At 41.4% G+C, this 19,973-nt stretch carries 22 protein-coding genes; 17 read left to right on the top strand and 5 right to left on the bottom strand.

Going from position 1 to position 19,973, the window contains the following annotated elements; all coding sequences use genetic code 11:
- Positions 1-86: 86 nt before the first annotated feature.
- From QNH36_RS07685 to QNH36_RS07700, 4 genes are all read left to right on the top strand, one after another.
- Positions 87-1,391: a hemolysin family protein gene (locus tag QNH36_RS07685; RefSeq protein ID WP_283905018.1), complete on the top strand. Its 1,305-nt coding sequence runs from the start codon at positions 87-89 to the stop codon at positions 1,389-1,391.
- A 247-nt stretch (positions 1,392-1,638) separates the two neighbouring features.
- The gene (locus tag QNH36_RS07690) at positions 1,639-2,586 is read left to right on the top strand and encodes a YsnF/AvaK domain-containing protein (RefSeq protein ID WP_251544040.1); all 948 of its coding nucleotides are present in this window, start codon (positions 1,639-1,641) and stop codon (positions 2,584-2,586) included.
- A 248-nt stretch (positions 2,587-2,834) separates the two neighbouring features.
- Positions 2,835-3,545 (top strand): GDSL-type esterase/lipase family protein, encoded by a 711-nt coding sequence (locus tag QNH36_RS07695; RefSeq protein WP_144474628.1) that lies wholly within the window; start codon positions 2,835-2,837, stop codon positions 3,543-3,545.
- A 117-nt stretch (positions 3,546-3,662) separates the two neighbouring features.
- Positions 3,663-4,229 (top strand): M15 family metallopeptidase, encoded by a 567-nt coding sequence (locus tag QNH36_RS07700; protein WP_144474629.1) that lies wholly within the window; start codon positions 3,663-3,665, stop codon positions 4,227-4,229.
- Between the two features lie 50 nt (positions 4,230-4,279).
- Here the strand turns inward: QNH36_RS07700 and QNH36_RS07705 are convergent, their stop codons facing one another.
- From QNH36_RS07705 to QNH36_RS07715, 3 genes are all read right to left on the bottom strand, one after another.
- Positions 4,280-5,512 (bottom strand): NAD(P)/FAD-dependent oxidoreductase, encoded by a 1,233-nt coding sequence (locus QNH36_RS07705; RefSeq protein ID WP_144474630.1) that lies wholly within the window; start codon positions 5,510-5,512, stop codon positions 4,280-4,282.
- Between the two features lie 256 nt (positions 5,513-5,768).
- Positions 5,769-6,188, bottom strand: coding sequence for a pyridoxamine 5'-phosphate oxidase family protein (locus tag QNH36_RS07710; RefSeq protein ID WP_144474631.1), 420 nt, complete (start codon positions 6,186-6,188; stop codon positions 5,769-5,771).
- 86 nt (positions 6,189-6,274) lie between these two features.
- Positions 6,275-6,514, bottom strand: a complete 240-nt coding sequence (locus tag QNH36_RS07715) for a hypothetical protein (RefSeq protein WP_144474632.1) — start codon at positions 6,512-6,514, stop codon at positions 6,275-6,277.
- Between the two features lie 456 nt (positions 6,515-6,970).
- Between QNH36_RS07715 and QNH36_RS07720 the strand changes: the two genes are divergently transcribed.
- From QNH36_RS07720 to QNH36_RS07770, 11 genes are all read left to right on the top strand, one after another.
- Positions 6,971-7,702, top strand: a complete 732-nt coding sequence (locus tag QNH36_RS07720; protein WP_144474634.1) for a protein-glutamine gamma-glutamyltransferase — start codon at positions 6,971-6,973, stop codon at positions 7,700-7,702.
- Between the two features lie 199 nt (positions 7,703-7,901).
- Positions 7,902-9,374 (top strand): UDP-N-acetylmuramoyl-L-alanyl-D-glutamate--2,6-diaminopimelate ligase, encoded by a 1,473-nt coding sequence (locus QNH36_RS07725; RefSeq protein ID WP_144474635.1) that lies wholly within the window; start codon positions 7,902-7,904, stop codon positions 9,372-9,374.
- A 200-nt stretch (positions 9,375-9,574) separates the two neighbouring features.
- The gene (locus tag QNH36_RS07730) at positions 9,575-9,874 is read left to right on the top strand and encodes a metal-sulfur cluster assembly factor (protein ID WP_186326633.1); all 300 of its coding nucleotides are present in this window, start codon (positions 9,575-9,577) and stop codon (positions 9,872-9,874) included.
- A 154-nt stretch (positions 9,875-10,028) separates the two neighbouring features.
- The gene (locus QNH36_RS07735; protein WP_186326634.1) at positions 10,029-10,394 is read left to right on the top strand and encodes a hypothetical protein; all 366 of its coding nucleotides are present in this window, start codon (positions 10,029-10,031) and stop codon (positions 10,392-10,394) included.
- Positions 10,395-10,542: 148 nt separating this feature from the next.
- Positions 10,543-10,641 (top strand): YjcZ family sporulation protein, encoded by a 99-nt coding sequence (locus QNH36_RS07740; RefSeq protein ID WP_079508178.1) that lies wholly within the window; start codon positions 10,543-10,545, stop codon positions 10,639-10,641.
- A 26-nt stretch (positions 10,642-10,667) separates the two neighbouring features.
- On the top strand, positions 10,668-10,802 hold the full coding sequence (locus QNH36_RS07745; RefSeq protein ID WP_144474637.1) for a YjcZ family sporulation protein: 135 nt from the start codon (positions 10,668-10,670) through the stop codon (positions 10,800-10,802).
- Between the two features lie 249 nt (positions 10,803-11,051).
- Positions 11,052-11,579 (top strand): RNA polymerase sigma factor, encoded by a 528-nt coding sequence (locus QNH36_RS07750; RefSeq protein WP_144474638.1) that lies wholly within the window; start codon positions 11,052-11,054, stop codon positions 11,577-11,579.
- Positions 11,563-12,180: a YhfM domain-containing protein gene (locus tag QNH36_RS07755; protein ID WP_144474639.1), complete on the top strand. Its 618-nt coding sequence runs from the start codon at positions 11,563-11,565 to the stop codon at positions 12,178-12,180. The genes QNH36_RS07750 and QNH36_RS07755 overlap by 17 nt, the downstream gene beginning before the upstream one ends.
- Before the next feature lie 135 nt (positions 12,181-12,315).
- Entirely contained in the window at positions 12,316-13,608 is a 1,293-nt protein-coding gene (locus QNH36_RS07760; RefSeq protein ID WP_144474640.1) for an ABC transporter substrate-binding protein, read from the top strand.
- A 136-nt stretch (positions 13,609-13,744) separates the two neighbouring features.
- Positions 13,745-14,737 carry a carbohydrate ABC transporter permease gene (locus QNH36_RS07765; protein WP_144474641.1) on the top strand — a complete coding sequence of 331 codons (993 nt, stop codon included), beginning with the start codon at positions 13,745-13,747 and terminating at the stop codon, positions 14,735-14,737.
- Positions 14,734-15,603, top strand: a complete 870-nt coding sequence (locus QNH36_RS07770) for a carbohydrate ABC transporter permease (RefSeq protein WP_144474642.1) — start codon at positions 14,734-14,736, stop codon at positions 15,601-15,603. The genes QNH36_RS07765 and QNH36_RS07770 overlap by 4 nt, the downstream gene beginning before the upstream one ends.
- Positions 15,604-15,643: 40 nt before the next feature.
- On the opposite strand, the gene QNH36_RS07775 is transcribed toward QNH36_RS07770, so the two are convergent.
- Positions 15,644-15,880: a hypothetical protein gene (locus QNH36_RS07775; protein ID WP_144474643.1), complete on the bottom strand. Its 237-nt coding sequence runs from the start codon at positions 15,878-15,880 to the stop codon at positions 15,644-15,646.
- Between the two features lie 171 nt (positions 15,881-16,051).
- Positions 16,052-16,504: a YkvA family protein gene (locus QNH36_RS07780; RefSeq protein ID WP_144474644.1), complete on the bottom strand. Its 453-nt coding sequence runs from the start codon at positions 16,502-16,504 to the stop codon at positions 16,052-16,054.
- 284 nt (positions 16,505-16,788) lie between these two features.
- Between QNH36_RS07780 and treP the strand changes: the two genes are divergently transcribed.
- Both treP and treC read left to right on the top strand, forming a co-directional pair.
- The gene (gene treP / locus QNH36_RS07785; RefSeq protein ID WP_251544037.1) at positions 16,789-18,195 is read left to right on the top strand and encodes a PTS system trehalose-specific EIIBC component; all 1,407 of its coding nucleotides are present in this window, start codon (positions 16,789-16,791) and stop codon (positions 18,193-18,195) included.
- A gap of 38 nt (positions 18,196-18,233) precedes the next feature.
- Positions 18,234-19,919 (top strand): alpha,alpha-phosphotrehalase, encoded by a 1,686-nt coding sequence (treC, locus tag QNH36_RS07790; protein WP_251544036.1) that lies wholly within the window; start codon positions 18,234-18,236, stop codon positions 19,917-19,919.
- Positions 19,920-19,973: the final 54 nt, after the last annotated feature.

The following is a 19,973-nucleotide window of genomic DNA, read 5'->3' on the forward strand; positions in this document are numbered from 1 at the left end:
TAAAAAATGATTTCATTTGGGTAATGAAATTTTGGAGGAAATGTTGGTTAGGAGGTGAATGCCTTACTAAATGTAAGGCTTGCCCATTGATTATTACGAACTTGCTGTTAGTTATCCTTTTGATTGCATTAACCGGCTTTTTCGTTGCGACAGAATTTGCGATTGTAAAAGTCAGGAGTTCAAGGATTGATCAACTGATTGCTGAAGGAAGGAAAGGTGCACAGTCTGCCAAACATGTGATCACGCATCTCGATGAATATCTGTCCGCCTGCCAGCTGGGGATTACGATTACAGCCCTTGGGCTTGGATGGTTAGGGGAACCGACAGTTGAAGCGCTGCTCCATCCCGTTTTTGAAAGCTTTCATCTAAATGCGTCATTATCTGGTCTTTTATCGTTCGCAATCGCCTTTGCTTCGATTACCTTTTTGCATGTAGTAGTTGGGGAGCTTGCCCCAAAAACGGTTGCCATCCAAAAAGCAGAATCAATAACCATGGCATTTTCAAAGCCGATCATCTTGTTTTATAATATTATGTACCCCTTCATCTGGGCGCTGAATGGATCTGCCAGGCTTCTTGTTGGATTATTTGGTTTAAAGTCAGCCTCAGAACATGAAATAGCCCTTTCAGAGGAAGAGCTTCGGATTCTTTTATCTGAGAGCTATGAAAGTGGAGAAATCAATCAGAATGAATTGAACTTTGTAAACAATATATTTGAATTTGATGAACGGATTGCCAAGGAAATCATGGTTCCGAGAACTGAGATTGTTACGTTTGACATTTCTGATGATATTGAAAAAATTATCAATGTGATCCAGCAAGAAAAATATACTCGTTATCCCGTAATCGATGGTGAAAAGGATAATGTAGTAGGTATGATCAACATCAAGGAGATACTCACAGCCAAACTGACACAAAAAGAGCTTCAAAAAGAATCGATTTTATCGTCATTTATTAAACCTGTCATCAGAGTGATCGAGACAATACCTATCCATGATTTGCTCGTGAAGATGCAAAAAGAGCGCATCCACATGGCTATCTTGATTGATGAATATGGCGGCACATCAGGACTCGTGACCGTTGAAGACATACTGGAAGAAATCGTTGGTGACATCCGTGACGAATTTGATGTAGACGAAATTGCGGAAATTAGAAAAGTGAAAGAAGACCATTATCTTTTCAGCTCAAGAGTATTGATTGATGAGGTGAATGACCTACTAGGCATCCATATTTCCGAGGAAGATGTCGATACCATTGGCGGCTGGTTCATGACCAAGAATATTGACGCGATAATTGGAGATGAGATCGAGGAAGAGGGATATCTTTTCAAAATCATTGAAATTGATGAATACCATATTGCCTATTTAGAGGTGACAAAGTTAGAGGAGGAATGAAAACCGGTGTAATCCGGTTTTTTTCTTTTTATTTAGTTGTGGCTCAGCGCTTGTCGTGTCTGTATGATGAGCTTGACACTTTTTGTTCCTGCAAACAGTCATCTCTTAGAAGATTCTTCTTCCCCTGCTTTTTCGGTGGTGGCTAATTTTGGTATGTTCTAAATTGTTTGAGGGGTTGGACGTGCAGGGTAAGAATACACTACCGGTGCAGCCGGATGTAACTCACATTGAATTGGAGGAATTTAAAATGGCTAAAAAAGTAGTTGGAGTTTACGATAATCAAACAGAATTAATTGAAGCGATTGAAGAGTATAAAAACAATGGATATGCTGTTCAGGATTTTTCCATCATTGGGGACACAAATGACATTACCACTGCACTAGAAAGCAGGACAGGTGTAACGGCAGAAACTGTCGGAACAGATCATGATGATCATAAAGAAGGAGGATTCTGGCAGAGCCTGATGACTGCATTCGATGCTGACCGAAATCTCGGCGGCAATGAACCATCTATTTCAGACCGTCTTGTAGGGCTTGGATTGACAGATGACTCTGCAAGGGAATATGAAGCGGATGTACGAGCTGGCCGCATCATTCTATTAGCGGAAACCAATGCTTCCGGCCTTGATCTTGAAGACAAGGGCTATGCTACGGACACATCATTAACAGGAAATTATGAAGGTAGGGGCACATCAGTCACTGGAAATTATGAGGATGCGGACGAACAAACATTGAAATTAAGGGAAGAACAGCTGGATGTTTCCAAGGATCGCGTCCAGACAGGTGAAGTAGAGGTACACAAAGAAGTAGTTGAAGACCAGCAAAAGGTTAACATTCCAGTTTCCCGTGAGGAAGTATATATTGAAAGACGGGATGTGAATGAGGCCGCTTCTGGCACTGACGCTACAATTGAAGATGATGAAACAATCCGTGTACCGATCATGGAAGAAAAAGTAGAGGTTACGAAGAAACCTGTTGTTTCTGAAGAACTTGTCATCGGCAAGCGGGAAGTGACTGATACTGAACAGGTTGTCGAAAGTGTCAAGCGTGAGGAGGCTTATCTTGATGCTGATGACGACAGGATCGTGGATGATGCTGACCTGAACCGCAATAAGTTAAGAAACGATACTGATCTTAATCGCAATGAGTTAAGAAATGATACTGATTTGGATCGTGACGGTTACAAAAATCGATAAGAAGATAAAAAGGAAAAGACGCCTCAAGGGGCGTCTTTTCTGCGTATTGAGGCGACTGACTGTACGCCACATCGTACATTTCCATAATGGAGTGTCAGTCGGCTTACACAATTCAGCTCATCGCTTGATTAATATATCATTTAAAAGCATAGGTTAGCAAGAGGAAATTTCAGGGAAGACACTTTAGGTTTCAGGTACAGTACCAAAGGGGTAAGAAAAAGGGAAAACAAACAGAGAAGGGAAACATCATGAAAACCAATCGAATTCTAATAACACTAGTTGTTGTAATTGCACTGCTGGCAGCAGTCAGCGTTTATGGAAACACACAAGTAAAGGACGAGGATGAAAAGCTGGTAATTGCATTTGGCGACTCACTTACGTATGGGTATGGAGATGAAAAAGGATCAGGTTATATCGATACATTAAAAGTGAAATTAAATAACCAGAACAAAGAAGAATTCAACTTTGACAACGAAGCAATTTATGGCCTGGAATCATCAGGGATCCTTACCCAACTGTCTGATGTCGGGATAAGAGGGGAACTCGATGAAGCAGACTATTTTATTCTTTTTATTGGTACGAACGATTTGATCAACAGCAACGGCGGAAACTTGAAAAACCTTAAGCACGAAGAAATTGCAATAGGTAAGGAAGACTATATGAAGAACCTGAATGCCATCATCAGCATTCTGACTGAACAAAATGAGCAAGCGCCAATCCTGCTGCTTGGACTTTATAACCCATATCCTGACAGCAAGGCAATAGAGACTGTGATTGATGACTGGAATAATGGAATCAATAAAATGATAAAGGACGAAAAACGGATTGTTTACATTCCTACCAATGATTTGTTTAAAGGGAAAAACAAAAAACAATATTTCAGTGATTCCCTCCATTTAAATGATAAAGGGTACAAGCTGGTCTCTGATCGTATTTTAGAGAAATACCAGTTCGAATAGAATTGGCTGCCTGGCAAAGTAATTGCCAGGTTTTTTCAATTTATCTATCAATGAAACCTGATGTCGTTCGAATTCGTAATATAATAGACTGAAAGACTTACTGAAAGGACTTTTGCCGTGAAAAAAAAGCTGTTTGGGAATGCATCCGTTACTTTCTTGCTGATTTTGGTGGTGCTCCTGCTATATTATCAGTTCCTGACCAGGCCGGAAATCAATGAAGACGTTCCCTTGCCAGTGGAACTCCATCCAGTTATCTTGGAGAATAAGGAGGCTCTGATTCAAAGAGCGTCTGATTTAGGAATCAGGGTCATTGTTACAGATGGATTCAGGAGTTTCCAGGAACAGGACTCTTTGTATGAAAAGGGCAGGACGGCAGACGGCCAAATTGTCACCCATGCAAAAGGCGGGGATTCTTATCATAATTTTGGACTCGCAATAGATTTTGCTTTATTGGATAAACAAGGTAAAGCCTTGTGGGATACTGCCTACGACGGGAATGGAAACGGAAAATCTGATTGGATGGAGGTAGTTGCCATTGCCAAGGACCTTGGATTTCAATGGGGTGGAGATTGGAAACATTTTAAAGATTATCCGCATTTGGAAATGCGCTTTGGACTGAAGATTGATGATTTGAAAAGAGGAAAGCGCCCTCCGGAAAAATCACTGACAGCATCACAAAAATAAACAAAGCATCGGGTACCGTTCACAGTGAACTGCTCCGATGCTTTTGTCTGTTATTTTTGATTGGAGACAGTGGAAACCTTTGAATAAGGCTTTCCAATCTTAAGGAACTGCCTAATGACGAGGCCAGGCCCACCGAGCACGAAGAGATAGCGCGCCTCGATGACTTGTTTCATTAAGGCAGCAAATGAACCTGAGATTTTCAAACCAAAGACTTTTCCTACGGCCGCCTTATTACCAATGGACGCTACTGTTCCTTTATGGTGGTAAACGAAAGTTTTGAGCGGTTCACCCCTCAGGCTGGCAATTATATTTGGGCCGCATAGTTCTGCCTGCTGTATGGCCACCTGCGCAGTCGGAGGCAGGGCGTTTTTCTCATCCTTCATGAATAAGGCGGCATCCCCGATACAAAAGACATTTTCAAGTCCTTTTACCCGCAAATATTCATCGACCGGAATGCGTCCTCTTGAAATGGGCAGGTCCAGTTTTTCCAGGAGGGTATTGCCACGGACACCGCCAGACCAGATCAAAGTCCTGGACGGAAGTACTTCTCCATTGTCAAATTCAATGGAAGTTGGAGAACATTCTAGTATTTTTGTAGATGTCATTAATTCAACGTTGTTCTTCTTTAAATAATTCGTTGTAAAATCAATCGCTTCTTGATCAAACCCTGGCAGAACGGTTGGAGAAGCTTCGATATTGATGATTCTTGTTTCAGATAATGGAATATCATATGTGCGACAAAGCTTTGGCAAAGCTTCAATCAGTTCGCCAACCATTTCAATACCGGTAAAGCCTGCCCCGGCAACCGCAAATGTAAGTCTTGAAGGATCAGAATCTTCTTTGTAAGCAGCCATCTGTCTGAGAACATGGTTGTAGATGGCTTTAGTGCTCCTGAAGCTTTTAATTTTAAACGCATTTTCTTCTACTCCAGGGATACCAAAAGTAGCAACATCAAAACCAAGGGAGATCAGCAAGTAGTCATATTCAATTTCATCTCCAGAATCCAGGCGGACCTTCTTTTCATCAAAGTCAACATCTTGTACGGTTCCTTTTTTGAACTGGACCTTATTTGTCTTGAGGAGGTCAGGGATATGCAATGTAATTTTATCGTCCGATGCAGTACCTGCACCTGTTTTATGAAGTTGGGTAGAAATATAATGGTAATCATGTTTATTGATCAATGTTACTTCAGCTTCGCCGTTCCTTAGAGATTTCTCAAGTTGGCGGCTTGTAATCAGTCCGCCATATCCAGCGCCTAATATGACTATTTTGGGAGTCTTCACTGTATTTCCTTCTTTCTGGCTGTTTATTGTGAAGTAATTCACAAGAAAGGGCAAAAAAATAAAACTTGCAGTTGGTTTTTAATACCCTTTTGTGAAATATTTCACATTGTTTATACCAATAGAATACAATAATCCTATTTATATATCAAGTCTTTTCATGCTGCTATTTTTAACAAAAGTTTGAACAAAATTCTTGATTCTGCCGCACATATACATAAAAAAGAGAGAGGGTACTTTCCCACTCTCCATCGGAAGTTTATAATTTCAATACTTCAGGCTCGCCATTGTCATTCATCAGCCGGATTGTTTCCGGCTTAATTTCTAAGATAATGAACTCGGGATCATTTGGACTTTCTATCCATTTCTTCATTCTTTCGTTCCAAAATTTATCCTTTAAGCTTTGTTCTTCCCGGATTGCAGCTTTGCCCTGCACTTCGATATAGGCGTCACCCATTCCTTCGCCTTCGTAGCCAAGCAGGATGTGGACATTGGCATTCTTTTCAATCTCTTCAGCTTTATATGTTTCCTTGCTGGTTGGGGTGTAAATTGTCAATTCTTCATGGAAGAAAGTCATATAGCGTGTGTGTGGCTTATTATCCACTACTGTCGCAAGGGTTCCTACCTTTGACTCACCGAGAACATCTTTGATTTTTTCCTTCAAAAGTTGTTGGTTCATATAGTTTCCTCCTTTTTGTTCACCTTCTTACTATTCTCTTTTTTAGCAGGGATAAACCAAACAGCCCTGGAATCCCAGGGCTGTTGTTATAATTCATTATCAATATCAACATTGTACTTCTTCTCACTTGAGGACGAATCCTTTGTATGATGACCGTCCTTTTCTTCTTGCTTTTCCTGATTGAGGTCTTCCATCGGAATCGTGTCTACTGTCAATTCACTTTTGTATCGATCATGGAGGCTTTTCGTCCGGGTTTCATACTGTTCCGGGTTGTCCATATTTTGAGTATTATCTACTGGTATAGGCTTTTTATCATCTTTTTTCATAATTTCTCACCTCACTGATTAATTCTTACGGGTATCGCACTTAAGGCCTACTTATCATTTTTCGACTCTTCCTGAGGTTTTACTGGATCCCTTTGAGGCTCGATATCCTTTTTGTGCGCTTGCTTATTCTCCTGTTCTGGTGAACCATCATTGTGTTTTTTTCTGGCATGATAAAACCTCCTTTTAATTGAAAATACCCTTTCATACCAATTTAAAACAAACTCCACTGTGAGCAGGGAAGCCCTCATACAAAATGGATAAAGGCAGCACCCATTAAATACCTCAAAGTACAACCGAATGATTTTCATAAATGCGGGGTACGGAATTGACCAGTATTCACCATAAACAATTAAATCGTGAATTCCAATTAACCACCCTGTCCAATGTCTTTTGTGCCAGGAAACTTCATATAGTTAGAATGTATGTTTAATTATTTGGATATGGAGGGGGAGCGTGATGATTATCATCCGGTTTCCAGATGCTGCAGGCAAGCAAAAGCTGCAAAATCTGTCTGGGAAACAGAGGGAAATATACGACCATCTGGATCATAGCCTGACTTTGTTTGAGTTTGATTCAACCTTTCAGCTCCTATTTGAAATCAGGCTCAGGGAAAATATCATTGAAGCGGCACTGAAACTGAAAGATGCTTCGGTGGCCTTCACTTCATTCAAATACTCTAAATTCAATCCGATTTATTGGACAAAAGGACCAAGTGGTTATCTTTTGAATCCAAATGTACGGCCGTCTGATGCCATATCTGATATTTTTAACAATGGGCAGGAGTATGGGTTTGAATGCTCTACCGCAATGGTGATCATTTTTTATAAAGCAGTCCTTGAATCCATCAGAGTGGCGGATTTTAACTATTTATTCAGGGGGCTGCTTGTATGGAACTGGAATTATGACCCTGATTTAGCCATCATCACCTTGGAAGGGAGTGAGTTCATCCCCGGCGATGTCGTCTATTTCATGAATCCCGATTTCGAAATGCCCATCTGGCGAGGCGAAAACGCGGTTGTTCTGGGAAAAGGGCTATACTATGGGCATGGAATTGGAATTGGCACGGCGAAGGAAATGATCGAGGCACTTAACACCCTTCGGAAAGAAGGCTCGACAACATCTGCCTTTATGCTGCAGCAACATAGCAGGCTGAACTCGAAATACTTGTCCCAGTTCTCCGACAGATAATCCCAGAAAACAGTAAAAGGCTGGCTGTATTGCCGGTCTTTTTTGCTGCTCCTTTCTGCTCATTTTTTTTAAAGCGATTTCTTATACAATTTACGAGGCATAGTTTTAGAAATTGGGGGAATATAAAAAGAGACATATTCTATACGTTTCTAGGTTCCGAATGTGGAATTTATAGGCAGTTAAAAAGGGAGTTTTGGAAATGAGATTATCAAAAGTACTTGAAGCCCTCGGCAACAGTTTGAAAAAATACATAAACGATGCAGATCCTGAATTGACAGGTATACAAATGGATTCACGCAAGGTGAAGCCTGGGGATTTGTTTGTTGCGATTTCTGGTTTTCAAATTGATGGTCACCAGTTTATTCAAGAAGCAATTGAAAAAGGTGCTGCTGCCGTTATTGGAGAAAATGAGCTTGAACTTGCTGTACCGTATATCCAGGTATTTGACAGCAGACTGGCTCTAGGGAGAGCTGCAAGTACTTATTATCAACATCCGTCAAGGAAGCATACAGTGATTGGCATTACAGGCACAAATGGAAAAACGACGGTTTCTTATATATTAAAGCATATTCTTGAGCATGCCGGCAAAAGCTGTTCTTTGCTCGGAACGGTGTCTTATATTATAAATAATGAAGTGTACAAGCCTTCGAATACTACTCCGGATGCTTTGCAAATCCAGGAATTAATGGCAGCCAGCAATGATGAATTTGTTGTTCTTGAGATATCATCACATGCCTTGAAGCAATATCGTATTGAAGGATTGGAACTGGATTACGGATTGTTCACGAACCTTTCCCATGACCATCTGGATTATCATCCGACGATTGAGGATTATTTCGAGGCAAAAACACTGATGTACAATTACATGAAGCAAGAAGGTTCAGCAGTTGTCAGCATGTTGACCGAGTGGGGAGAAAAGCTGGCCGATCTATTAAGTGCCAAGGAAATCCCTGTCTATTCAATGGGGAATCACGAAACAGATGATTTGAAAATAGAGGATATCAGGCTGAATGGTTCGACAAGGTTTGATGTCAAGATGGGAGGGATTGTCTATTCTTTAAGTTTCCCTTCTCCTGGTCTCCATAATGTCTATAATGCTGCAATGGCCTTTTTGACAGCAATAAAAATCGGCATTCACCCTGATGTGATCACTGATGCATTAAAGACGTTCCCTGGTGTGCCGGGGAGGTTCGAAATGATTTCACATCCAGAAGGTGCAACATTCATTATTGACTATGCCCACACGCAGGACGCGATAGAATATTGTCTGCATGCGGCACAAGAACATGATGCTGTGAAGATAAAGCATATATTCGGGTTTCGCGGAGAGCGGGACAAGACGAAGAGAGAGCATATGGTAAAGACGTCTGCGGCCATGAGTGATGAATTCATTTTGACATTCGATGACTTGAACGGCGTTTCAGAAGATGAAATGGAGAATGAGCTGAAGGAATTGAATGAACGGTTTGGGATGAAAAAGGGAAGGGTAATCACCGACAGGACGATTGCGATCCAGGAAGCTTGGGAAAGTGCCGGGATGGGTGAATGGGTCCTCATCACCGGCAAAGGACCCGAGGAATATCAGACCATATATGAACTTCCCACATCTTCCGATAAAGAGACGCTGTTATACTTACAAAAACAGCAGGATAAAGAAAAAATAATCGGTTGAACAATCCGCAGGCTGAGTAGTTACAGCCTGCGGATTTATTCTTTTAAAATAAACCTTTTTGTAAGGAAATGACACAAATTAGCCTTTTAATCATGACAATAATATGAAATGTGATGTGATTAACTCCAAATTTTTTCCACCATCTTTTATCATATAAGTAAGTATTATAAGGCATGACTTTGCGGGAGGAGGTACTCAATATGGATAAAGTGGATATTTATAAAATGCTCGAAGAGGTAAAAGAACCAATGCTGGGAGTCGATATTGTGAACCTTGGCCTTGTCTATGAAGTCAGTGTCAAGGACGATCGTGATGTGGAAATCGTGATGACCACCAGGAATGAGAACTGTATGCTTGCTGACTATATCGCCCTCTCTGCTAGGGAACATTTGACAGACCAGATAAAAAACCTGGAGCATATCGACATCAAAATGGTTTCCGCCCCAAAATGGACTAAGGATCGCATGACGAGATATGCGAAATTTTTACTGGATCTTTAACATAAGTGAGAAGATTGCAGCTTATATTGCGATCTTTTTTTGTTTCCATTCTACAAAAGTTATCTTGGAATTTCTTCCATACCCCAATATAAGTTTACTTTTAAACGAATTGTCTTTTAGAATGTGAGTTGGGGGAAAAATGGAGGCATTAATTATGATTTATAAAAAAATATCAGGAATCAACTTGTGGAAATTGAACAGGACATTAAAGAAACTGGCGTTTGCAAGGATGGAATTGGAGAAACAGATGAGGAAAGAATTGATCGTCGTCCTGCTGGAGCCGAAAAAGGATAATGTGCTTTCCAGTCCGGAGGAGAGACAGGAAATTGAAAGGGCAGTGCTGGAATTAAGCGGGTTTGAGACATTGAGGATTTGCCTGCTTGAAGACTGCAAGCCGGTATACAGGGAAAAACTGACGAACAATGGAATATCAAGATGGCTGGAAATACCGGTGAAGCCGTTGATTACATATGAGTTTTTGTATGCGAACGAGGAAGTCCAAATGCAAAAAATTGGATAGCAACAGGCAGAAAGAGAACCTCCATGGTTCTTTTTTTTATTGGCATTTTTTAAATATTGAATTGGGCTAGTATTTTTTTTGGTGTTTAATTGCACAAATGTCCCGGGTTGAATAGGATATAGGGACACAAAAAAAGGAGGTTGTTACGATGTCAGATGGATGCGGCTACGGCGGAGGTTTTGCTTTGCTTGTTGTTTTGTTCATTCTTTTAATCATTATCGGAGCGTCTTGGGGTTTCGGTTACTAAAGTGAACTTCAATAGGAGGTTTTAAAATGTACGGATATGGCGGATGCTGTGGTTATGGCGGCTATGGCGTAGGAGGAGTTGGATACGGCAGCGGATTTGTATTGATCGTTGTGCTGTTTATCCTCTTGATTATCGTCGGCTGCTCATGCTATCGCTACTAATGATACTCTAGCGTCTTGGTCAGTTACGACAAGCGCCTTGAGCGATAAGTGATCGATGTTAGTGATAAAAAGGTGTTTGAGCCATTGGTTCAAGCACCTTTTTCATATTATCGGACACAATTTTGGTTATATAGCACGATGAAAAAAATATAAATTCCTGTTATTTTTAGATAAATTAAAAATATTCCGAAAATAGTGTTGCTTTTTTCGTGCTTGTTCGTCTAACTGTTTGTAAAAGGGGGGAGAAATTTGAGCGATTATTACAACATTCATTTCCAAAAGGTATATGAGGAATACAGTGATAAGGTATTCGGCTATCTGTTGCTATTGACAGGGAAGAAGGAAGTCGCGGAAGATTTAACCCAGGAAACTTTTCTAAGAGTGTACAAGAACATTAACCAATTTAATGGAGACTCGCAAATTTTCACATGGCTGGTGAAAATAGCACGGAATGTGGCGATTGACCACTTAAGAAGGGGAAGAAGGCTGCGGTTTTTTTCATTGGACAAGTATGCGATCCAATCAAGTCAGCCTTCTCCGGTAGAGATTATCGTAAAAGGAGAAAAGACATCGCTTCTTTACAAAGCAATCAAAGCATTGAAGCTAAGTTACCAGGAAGTGTTGATTTTAAGGAAGATCAAGGAATTTTCAATTAGGGAAACTGCCTTGATTCTTGGATGGAGCGAAAGTAAAGTGAAAATCACCACTTCCAGGGCAATGGCCGCCCTAAAAAAAGAGTTGAAGAGAAGAGGGGAACTAATTGAGGAAATCATTTGAACTAGAAGATAGCTTCAGGAATCTAAACCAGATACCTAGGTCGGAAATTCAAAAAAGGAAAACCTATAATACTATCCTCCAAAATGGAAAGCCAGGAAGACAGCTGAACTACATAGTAAAACACTGGACAGGCAGTTTCCTGACATTTGTGATGGTCCTAGCCTGTGCAGCATTCCTTTTTACGGAAGTCCAAACTCCAGCATATGATGGCCAAACTGCTTCTAATCCGGCACAAGTCTTGGCGACAAGCGCTCCTGTCATAACGTATCTCACCAAATCGGATTCGGGTGACCTTTTTAATCTGCACTCGAACCTGACTAGAAAAGGAGTGACCATTATTGATGATCCTTCCTGGATGGAGACACTGAATAGGACTCTCAATGGGCAAAGCAGCGTAAAGGAGGTCAAATCCCTGGATCAAGCGTATGATATATTGGTGATTTATGAAAACCGGAAGCCGGATAAATGCAAATTATGGATTGACGGTGATAAGGTTTATATCAAAAAGATTAAAGAACAACGTATATACAAAATTGAAAAAGATAAGTCGGAAAAAGTCATTGCGATGATCAGAGACATGGAAGAACAGGTTCAGTTTTGAGCCTGTTTTTTATTTTTTGATGATCCTTTTGTCTTATATTTAAAAAAATATCGAAAAAAAGTTTAGAGACCCGAAAAAGGTGGTAAAAGTGAGGTTGTACTTATTAATCAACTTGAATATACAGGAGGATCAGAGATGAAGAGAGGTCTAGCATTACTTATTGCAGCAACCATGCTTATCGGCTTGCTGGCTGGATGCTCAGGGGAGCAGAGCGGAGAAGCAGAAAAAACGAAAGACGGGAAAGTCATTGTTGATTTCTGGACATTCTGGGGATCAGAAACACGTCGTCCGATCATCGAAAAAATCATTGATGATTACAACAAGTCCCAGGACAAAGTTTTTGTGAAGCACACATTCCTGCCATGGGGTGATATTTGGACAAAGAACCTTGCATCCGTTGCTGCAGGAAATCCAGCAGATGTCATCGTTAATGATATCAATACTGTTGCCCAGCGTGCTGAAAACAAGCAGGTTGAGGATTTAAGCAAGTATGTTGATGATTCATTCAAGCAGCAGTTTTATCCTCATCTTTGGGATACAGTCGAACATGAAGGAAATACATACGCAGTACCATTCAATACTGATACGCGTCTTCTTTTTTATAACAAAAAAGCTTTCAAAGAAGCTGGACTTGATCCAAACAAGCCACCAGCAACCTGGGCTGAACTTGAAGAATATGCTCAAAAATTAGATGTGAAAAATGGCGATAAATATGATCGCGTTGGATTCTATCCGCTGTGGGGAAGTGTCGGCGCTTCCAGCTGGATGACGAACGCAGATGATGGCAAAGGCTTCATTGAGGATGGAGAGCTGGCAATCAACACTCCGAAAAAAGTGGAAGCACTAAATTGGATTCTTGATTGGAAAGAGCGTCTTGGTGAAAGTACAGTACAGGCTTTCCAGGCAGAATTCGGCAGTGAACAGTCAAATCCTTTCATCGCAGGAAAAGTTGCGATGTGGGTTGATGTAGGCACATTCTATACACAATTACGTGATTATGGTCAGGATGTTGAATTTGGCGTTGCACCAATTCCAGCCAAAGAAGCAGGAGCGGGGAATTGGGCAGAAGGCGGCGGTTTCGTCGTTGAAGTACCAAAAGGTTCCAAGCATCCAAAAGAAGCCATGGACTTTATTAAATATTTGACAGATGTTGAGGCCCAGAAATATTGGGCTGTCAAAAACTATGACAATGTAGCGAATATTGAAGCAGCTGAAGCAGCTCTGGAAGAACTCGAAGGGCCGGATAAAATGGTTTATGAAGCTTCAGTCAAAAATCTGGAACAAACAAAGATGTTCCCGGTACCTGTTGAGTATCCAGATTATCAGAGCAGATTGAACCCGCACATCGACAATGCCTTATTAGGAAAAACAGCTCCTGAAAAAGCATTGAAGCAAGCGGAAGAAGATATTGAAAAAATGAAGAAGTAATGTAAGAAAAAGAGAAGGCGCATTCCGCCCTTCTCTTTTTGATAAGGTTCTTTTGTCAAAATACTAAAAAGATGGTTGAATTATTTTTTCTGAATTATCGTTTTCATTTATATGCAACAAGGGGGTTTAGGAAAGTATGAAGTCATCGGAAAGTACAATAGTGCACACAAAAGCTGGGTCAAAAGTAATAAGTGAACGTAAAGCTGCCGCAGCAACCCAACGTAAGGGCCTCAGCAAGAAAGCGAAAGATAATCTGGCTGGTTACTTATTCATTTCCCCATGGATCATAGGATTTCTCGGGCTGACTCTGGGCCCATTGCTGTTCAGTCTGGCAGCAAGTTTCACAGATTACAATATTACCTCGAAAATGAATTTCATCGGTTTGGAAAACTATAAACGCATGTTTACAATGGACGATTTATTCCGCACTTCTCTTTTTAATACCATTTATTATGTTGTTTTCTCGGTACCATTGACCACTGCGGGAGCGATTATTCTGGCCGTCCTGCTGAATCAGAAGATCAAGGGGATGAAGTTTTTCCGGACAATCTATTATCTTCCGGCGGTCTTATCCGGTGTAGCAGTCTACTTTCTCTGGATGCAGCTTTTGAGTCCTTCGACTGGCCTTGTGAACACAATGCTCGGCTGGTTCGGCATTGATGGGCCGGCCTGGCTGTTTGATCCTGAATGGACCAAGCCTGCATTGTTATTGATGAAAATGTGGAGTGTTGGCGGAGGAATGCTATTATACCTGGCCATCATGCAAGGGGTATCGCCTCAAATGTATGAGGCGGCAGACATTGAGGGAGCTTCGCCATGGCAAAAGTTTTATCATATCACATTGCCAATGATTTCTCCGATCATCTTTTTTGATGTCATCACAAGTACCATTGGTGCTTTCCAAATCTTCCAGGAAGCATATGTAATGACCGAAAACGGAAGTGGCGGCCCTGGAAATTCCCTATTATTCTATAATCTGCATATGTGGAACAACGCCTTTGAGATTTTTAACATGGGTTATGCGTCCGCAATGGCATGGCTGTTGTTCATCATTGTAATGATCCTGACGGCAGTGAATATGAAGCTCGGGAAAAGATGGGTGCATTATGAAGGGGGTGACGGCAAATGAGTTCAACGACAGCCCCAAAATTTCATGAGACTAAGAAGTTCAAAGATAGGGTAAGACATACATTTGTGACGCTGTTGCTGATTGCCGGCAGTACGCTGATTTTACTGCCATTATGGTGGATGATCTCGACATCATTGAAATCACCTGCTGAGATTGCGCAATATCCCCCGACGTTTTTTCCTGAGGAGTTCAATTTCAACAATTATATCGAGGCCTGGCAGACTGCGCCTTTCACTCGTTGGGCTTTGAATACTCTTTTCCTTGCGACCGTCGGAACCATCGGAAGTGTAGTTGTTAACTCATTGGTGGCTTATGGCTTTGCGAAAATTAAATTCAGGGGCAGGAATGCTTTATTTGTACTGGTTCTCTCAACCATGCTTATCCCCGGATTTGTGACGATGGTGCCGCAATATATCCTTTTTTCAAAACTTGGCTGGGTGAACACATACTTGCCTTTGCTCGTTCCAGCATTTCTTGGCAGTGCTTTTTTCATATTCCTGCTCCGCCAGTTCATGATGGGGATTCCGAATGAACTGATCGAGGCGGCCGTACTTGATGGAGCGGGCCATTTGCAGATCTGGTGGCATATCATGCTGCCACTGACAAAGCCCGCTTTGATTACTGTAGCAATTTTCTCTTTCAATGGTGCATGGAATGACCTGTTGGGACCACTGCTGTACATCAATGATGAAAGCATGTACACCTTGCAGATTGGTCTGCAAACCTTCAAAGGTACTGTCCAGACGCAGTGGCATTATTTGATGGCAATGTCTGTCACGGTATTGCTGCCAGTTATTCTGTTATTCTTCTTTTTCCAAAAGTACTTCATAGAAGGCTCGAATATCTCATCCGGAACAAAGGGATGAAAAAAAGGATGCTGAAAAAATTCAGCATCCTTTTTTGAGGTTAATTTGTTACCGGGCAGGTGGTTAGCCATACGCCAGAGACACAGGTTCTGTAACCATTATAGTAGGCATATTTTGTGCATTGCCAGCATGTATAGCCCTCAGGATTTATATCGGTCTTACTTTTATAATCCTCTGTTGGACTGGTATTCCTGTTTGGATTTTGAGCAGAAGAGGCAATGACAGAACCAGAGAAAACAAGCAACAAAACAAAGGTCAACATGAATAGCTTTTGCATGATTCTTCCCCCTTATTTTTCAATAGCAGATAGTAAACTTTGTAAAAAATTTACTATTACTTTAAGGTACGGAATAGATGATTGGATTAGAATAGGACAAAATGTTTATTCGCCAAAAACCATCTTTTGTACCAGGAATTTTCCCAAGAAAAAAAGCCCGTAAAATTCGGGCTAGTTCAGAGTTGGCGTGTTGCTTTCATGTGGGGTCTCTTCTATGATGAGATGATTTGTACCCTGATTTTCCTTCCAGAGACTGAATTTTTCCAAATCGTTGGTGATTTGTTTCAGAACAAATCCAATCACGGCAGCATCATCGACTATTCCAAGCCCAATCAGGAAGTCTGGTATAAAATCGATGGGAGATACAAAGTAAATGATTGCGGCAATGATGGTCACTATTGATCCAGTCGGTATTTTTCGGTATTCTCCACGCCGCCAGGCTCCGACTAATTCGAACAAAAGCTGGAGGTTGTCCCAACTTTCAGCAAGGACCCCTTTGTTCTCATCAGCCTTTTTGCCTGCATCCTTTAAAAGAATATCCGTTTTTTCTGGCCGCTTGATATACTCTTTAGCTTTTGATTCAAATCTTTTATAGCCTTCTTCAAATTTTTTTGTACCTAACATGAAAAAACACCCTTCCGTCTCAGTTTCATTATTTTATATTTTTACCCTTAGATAACGGTAATCAAAACAAAACTGTTATCTGGTAATATTTTTCACAAGCAGCTGTCATCTTGTGATGGCGGTTTTTATTACTGTTTTTGGGGAATGTAGAAGATGATTAAAATAATTGACTTATCTTGTATATACAAGTACAATGAGAGCGTAAACATGATGTATATACAAGTGTTTTGGTTCAAAGCAATTTTTTTATATTAAATGAAAACGGTAACAGGAGGAGAGAAACTATGGATCGCAAAGCAGTTGAACAAATTGTTGAGGCTGTGGGCGGCAAAGAGAATATCGCCGCGGCTACTCATTGTGTGACAAGGCTTCGTTTTGCTTTAAAGGATGAAGGAAAAGTAGACAAGGATCAGCTAGAGAATAATGACCTTGTAAAAGGGTCATTTTCTGCGAATGGTCAATACCAGGTAGTCATTGGCCAGGGTCTTGTCGATAAGGTATACGCTGAAATGGTAGCGATTACCGGAATAGGAGAAGCTTCAAAACAAGAAATCAAAGATGCGGCAGCGCAAAACTTGAATCCCCTGCAAAGGGCGATCAAGACACTTGCCGATATCTTCATTCCAATCCTGCCAGCGATCGTGACTGCTGGTTTATTGATGGGTATCAATAATATCCTGACCGGAAAGGATATCTTCTTTGAAGGTAAGGCGTTAATTGATGTGTATACTGGCTGGGCTGATTTTGCCAGCATCATCAATTTAATTGCCAATACTGCGTTCGTGTTCCTGCCTGGTTTGATTGGCTGGAGTGCGGTAAATAAATTTGGCGGAAGTCCGCTTCTTGGTATTGTATTGGGACTTATGCTCGTCCACCCTGACCTGCTGAATGCATGGGGATACGGAGCAGCAAAAGAAATCCCTACATGGAATTTATTTGGACTGACTGTTGAGAAAGTTGGCTATCAAGGACAAGTATTACCAGTATTGTTAGCTTCTTATGTACTTGCGAAAATGGAAATTTTCTTACGAAAGCGTATCCCTGATGCTTTTCAGTTGTTGACGGTAGCTCCGATTGCTTTATTGGTAACTGGTTTCCTGTCATTCATCGTGATAGGGCCGATTACTTTTGCGATTGGGAACCTGATTACAGACGGTGTTGTCGGAATTTTTGATGCAGCACCTGCACTTGGCGGTTTAATTTACGGCGGACTTTATGCACCGCTCGTTATCACTGGTATGCACCATACCTTCCTTGCGGTTGACTTGCAGCTGATCGGATCAATTGGCGGAACATTCCTCTGGCCGATGGTTGCACTTTCAAACATCGCTCAGGGCTCGGCTGCTTTTGCAATGATGTTCGCTGAAAAAGATAATGAGAAATTAAAAGGTCTTTCCATGACTTCGGCCATTTCTGCATGGCTTGGAATTACCGAGCCTGCCATGTTCGGTGTGAATCTGCGCTACAGATATCCATTCATTGCAGCAATCATCGGTTCTGCAATCGCGGGAATCGTCATCACGCTTCGTGGTGTTATGGCACCATCAATCGGTGTGGGAGGCCTGCCGGCATTCCTTTCAATCTTCACTGAATTCTGGGGTGTGTTCTTTATCGGAATGGGCATTGCGCTCGTTGTACCGTTTGTACTGACATTCATTATGGCAAAGACGAGAAAGAAAAAAGAAGCATAAGCAGCTAGATTAATCCTGATGGAGGTGGAAGTTTTATCATGACTGAACCATGGTGGAAAAAATCGGTTGTCTATCAAATCTATCCAAAGAGTTTTTGTGATACGACCGGCAATGGAACAGGCGACCTTCCGGGGATTATCGCCAAACTTGATTATTTAAAAGAACTGGGTGTGGATGTCATCTGGCTTACGCCAATCTATGATTCACCTCAGCGGGATAACGGTTACGATATTAAGGATTACTTCAAGATCTATGAGGAATACGGGACGATGGAAGAGTTCGATCGTCTTCTTGAAGAAGCACATAAACGCGGCATCAAGCTGATCATGGATATCGTTGTGAACCACTCATCAACTGAGCATGAGTGGTTCCAGGATGCAAGGAAATCCAAGGATAGTCCATACCGTAACTATTATATTTGGAAGGATCCAAAAGAGGATGGAAGTGCCCCGACCAATTGGGAGTCCAAATTTGGAGGAAATGCCTGGGAGTATGATGAGGCGACAGGACAATACTATCTTCATTTATTCGATGTGACCCAGGCTGATTTGAACTGGGAAAATGAACAGCTTCGTAATGAAGTTTATGAAATGATGCATTTCTGGTTCAAAAAAGGCGTTGATGGCTTCAGGCTTGATGTCATCAATCTGATCTCAAAGGACCAGGACTTCCCTGACGATGACGGCTCGGTGCCTCCGGGAGACGGCCGTAAATTTTACACAGATGGCCCTCGAGTCCATGAGTATCTGCAGGAAATGAATCGAGAAGTATTCTCTAAATATGACAGCATGACGGTCGGCGAGATGTCTTCGACCACGATTGAGAACTGCATCAAATACTCGAATCCAGAGCGGAACGAATTGAGCATGACATTCAATTTCCATCATTTAAAGGTCGATTATGAAAACGGCGATAAATGGACACTGGCTGATTTCGACTTCCTCGCACTTAAGCGGATATTATCATTATGGCAAGAAGAAATGCATAAGGGCGGGGGATGGAATGCTCTGTTCTGGTGCAACCATGACCAGCCGCGTGTTGTTTCCCGTTATGGAAATGACGGTGAATACCACCGGGAATCTGCTAAAATGCTTGGGACTGCAATCCATATGATGCAAGGTACACCTTATATTTATCAAGGTGAAGAAATAGGCATGACCAATCCTTATTTTGAAAAAATTGAGGATTATCGAGATGTGGAATCCTTGAATATGTATAAAATCAAAAAAGAAGAAGGCATGCCTGAAGAGAAAATCCTAAAAATCCTGCAGAGCAAGTCACGTGATAATTCTCGGACGCCAGTTCAGTGGAATGCCGAGGAGCACGCCGGCTTCACAAAAGGGATTCCATGGATTGATGCAGCGAAAAATTATCAGAGTGTAAATGTTGAAAATGCGCTTGCAGATGAAAATTCAGTTTTCTATCATTATAAAAAGCTGATTCAACTACGAAAGCAATACGACATCATCACATATGGTGATTACCAGCTGATTCTTGAAGAACATCCAGAACTTTTTGCATATGTCAGGAACGGACAGGATGAAAAGCTGCTTGTTGTGAACAATTTTTATGGTGTAGATACGGTGTTTGAATTGCCGGATACAGTGGAAGCTGAGGGCTTTAAGGTAGAAATCCTGCTCTCTAACTATGCCGATTCGAGTAAAGATGTGTCACGGGTCAAGCTTCGTCCGTACGAATCTGTAGTGTATCATTTAACGAAATAAATCATTTGTGGAGGCCTGAATGGGGCCTCCACTTTTTCTGTTTATTGGAAAATG

It is taken from the genome of Mesobacillus sp. AQ2 (assembly GCF_030122805.1).
In the GTDB taxonomy this organism is placed as follows: Bacteria; Bacillota; Bacilli; order Bacillales; family Cytobacillaceae; genus Mesobacillus; species Mesobacillus oceanisediminis_A.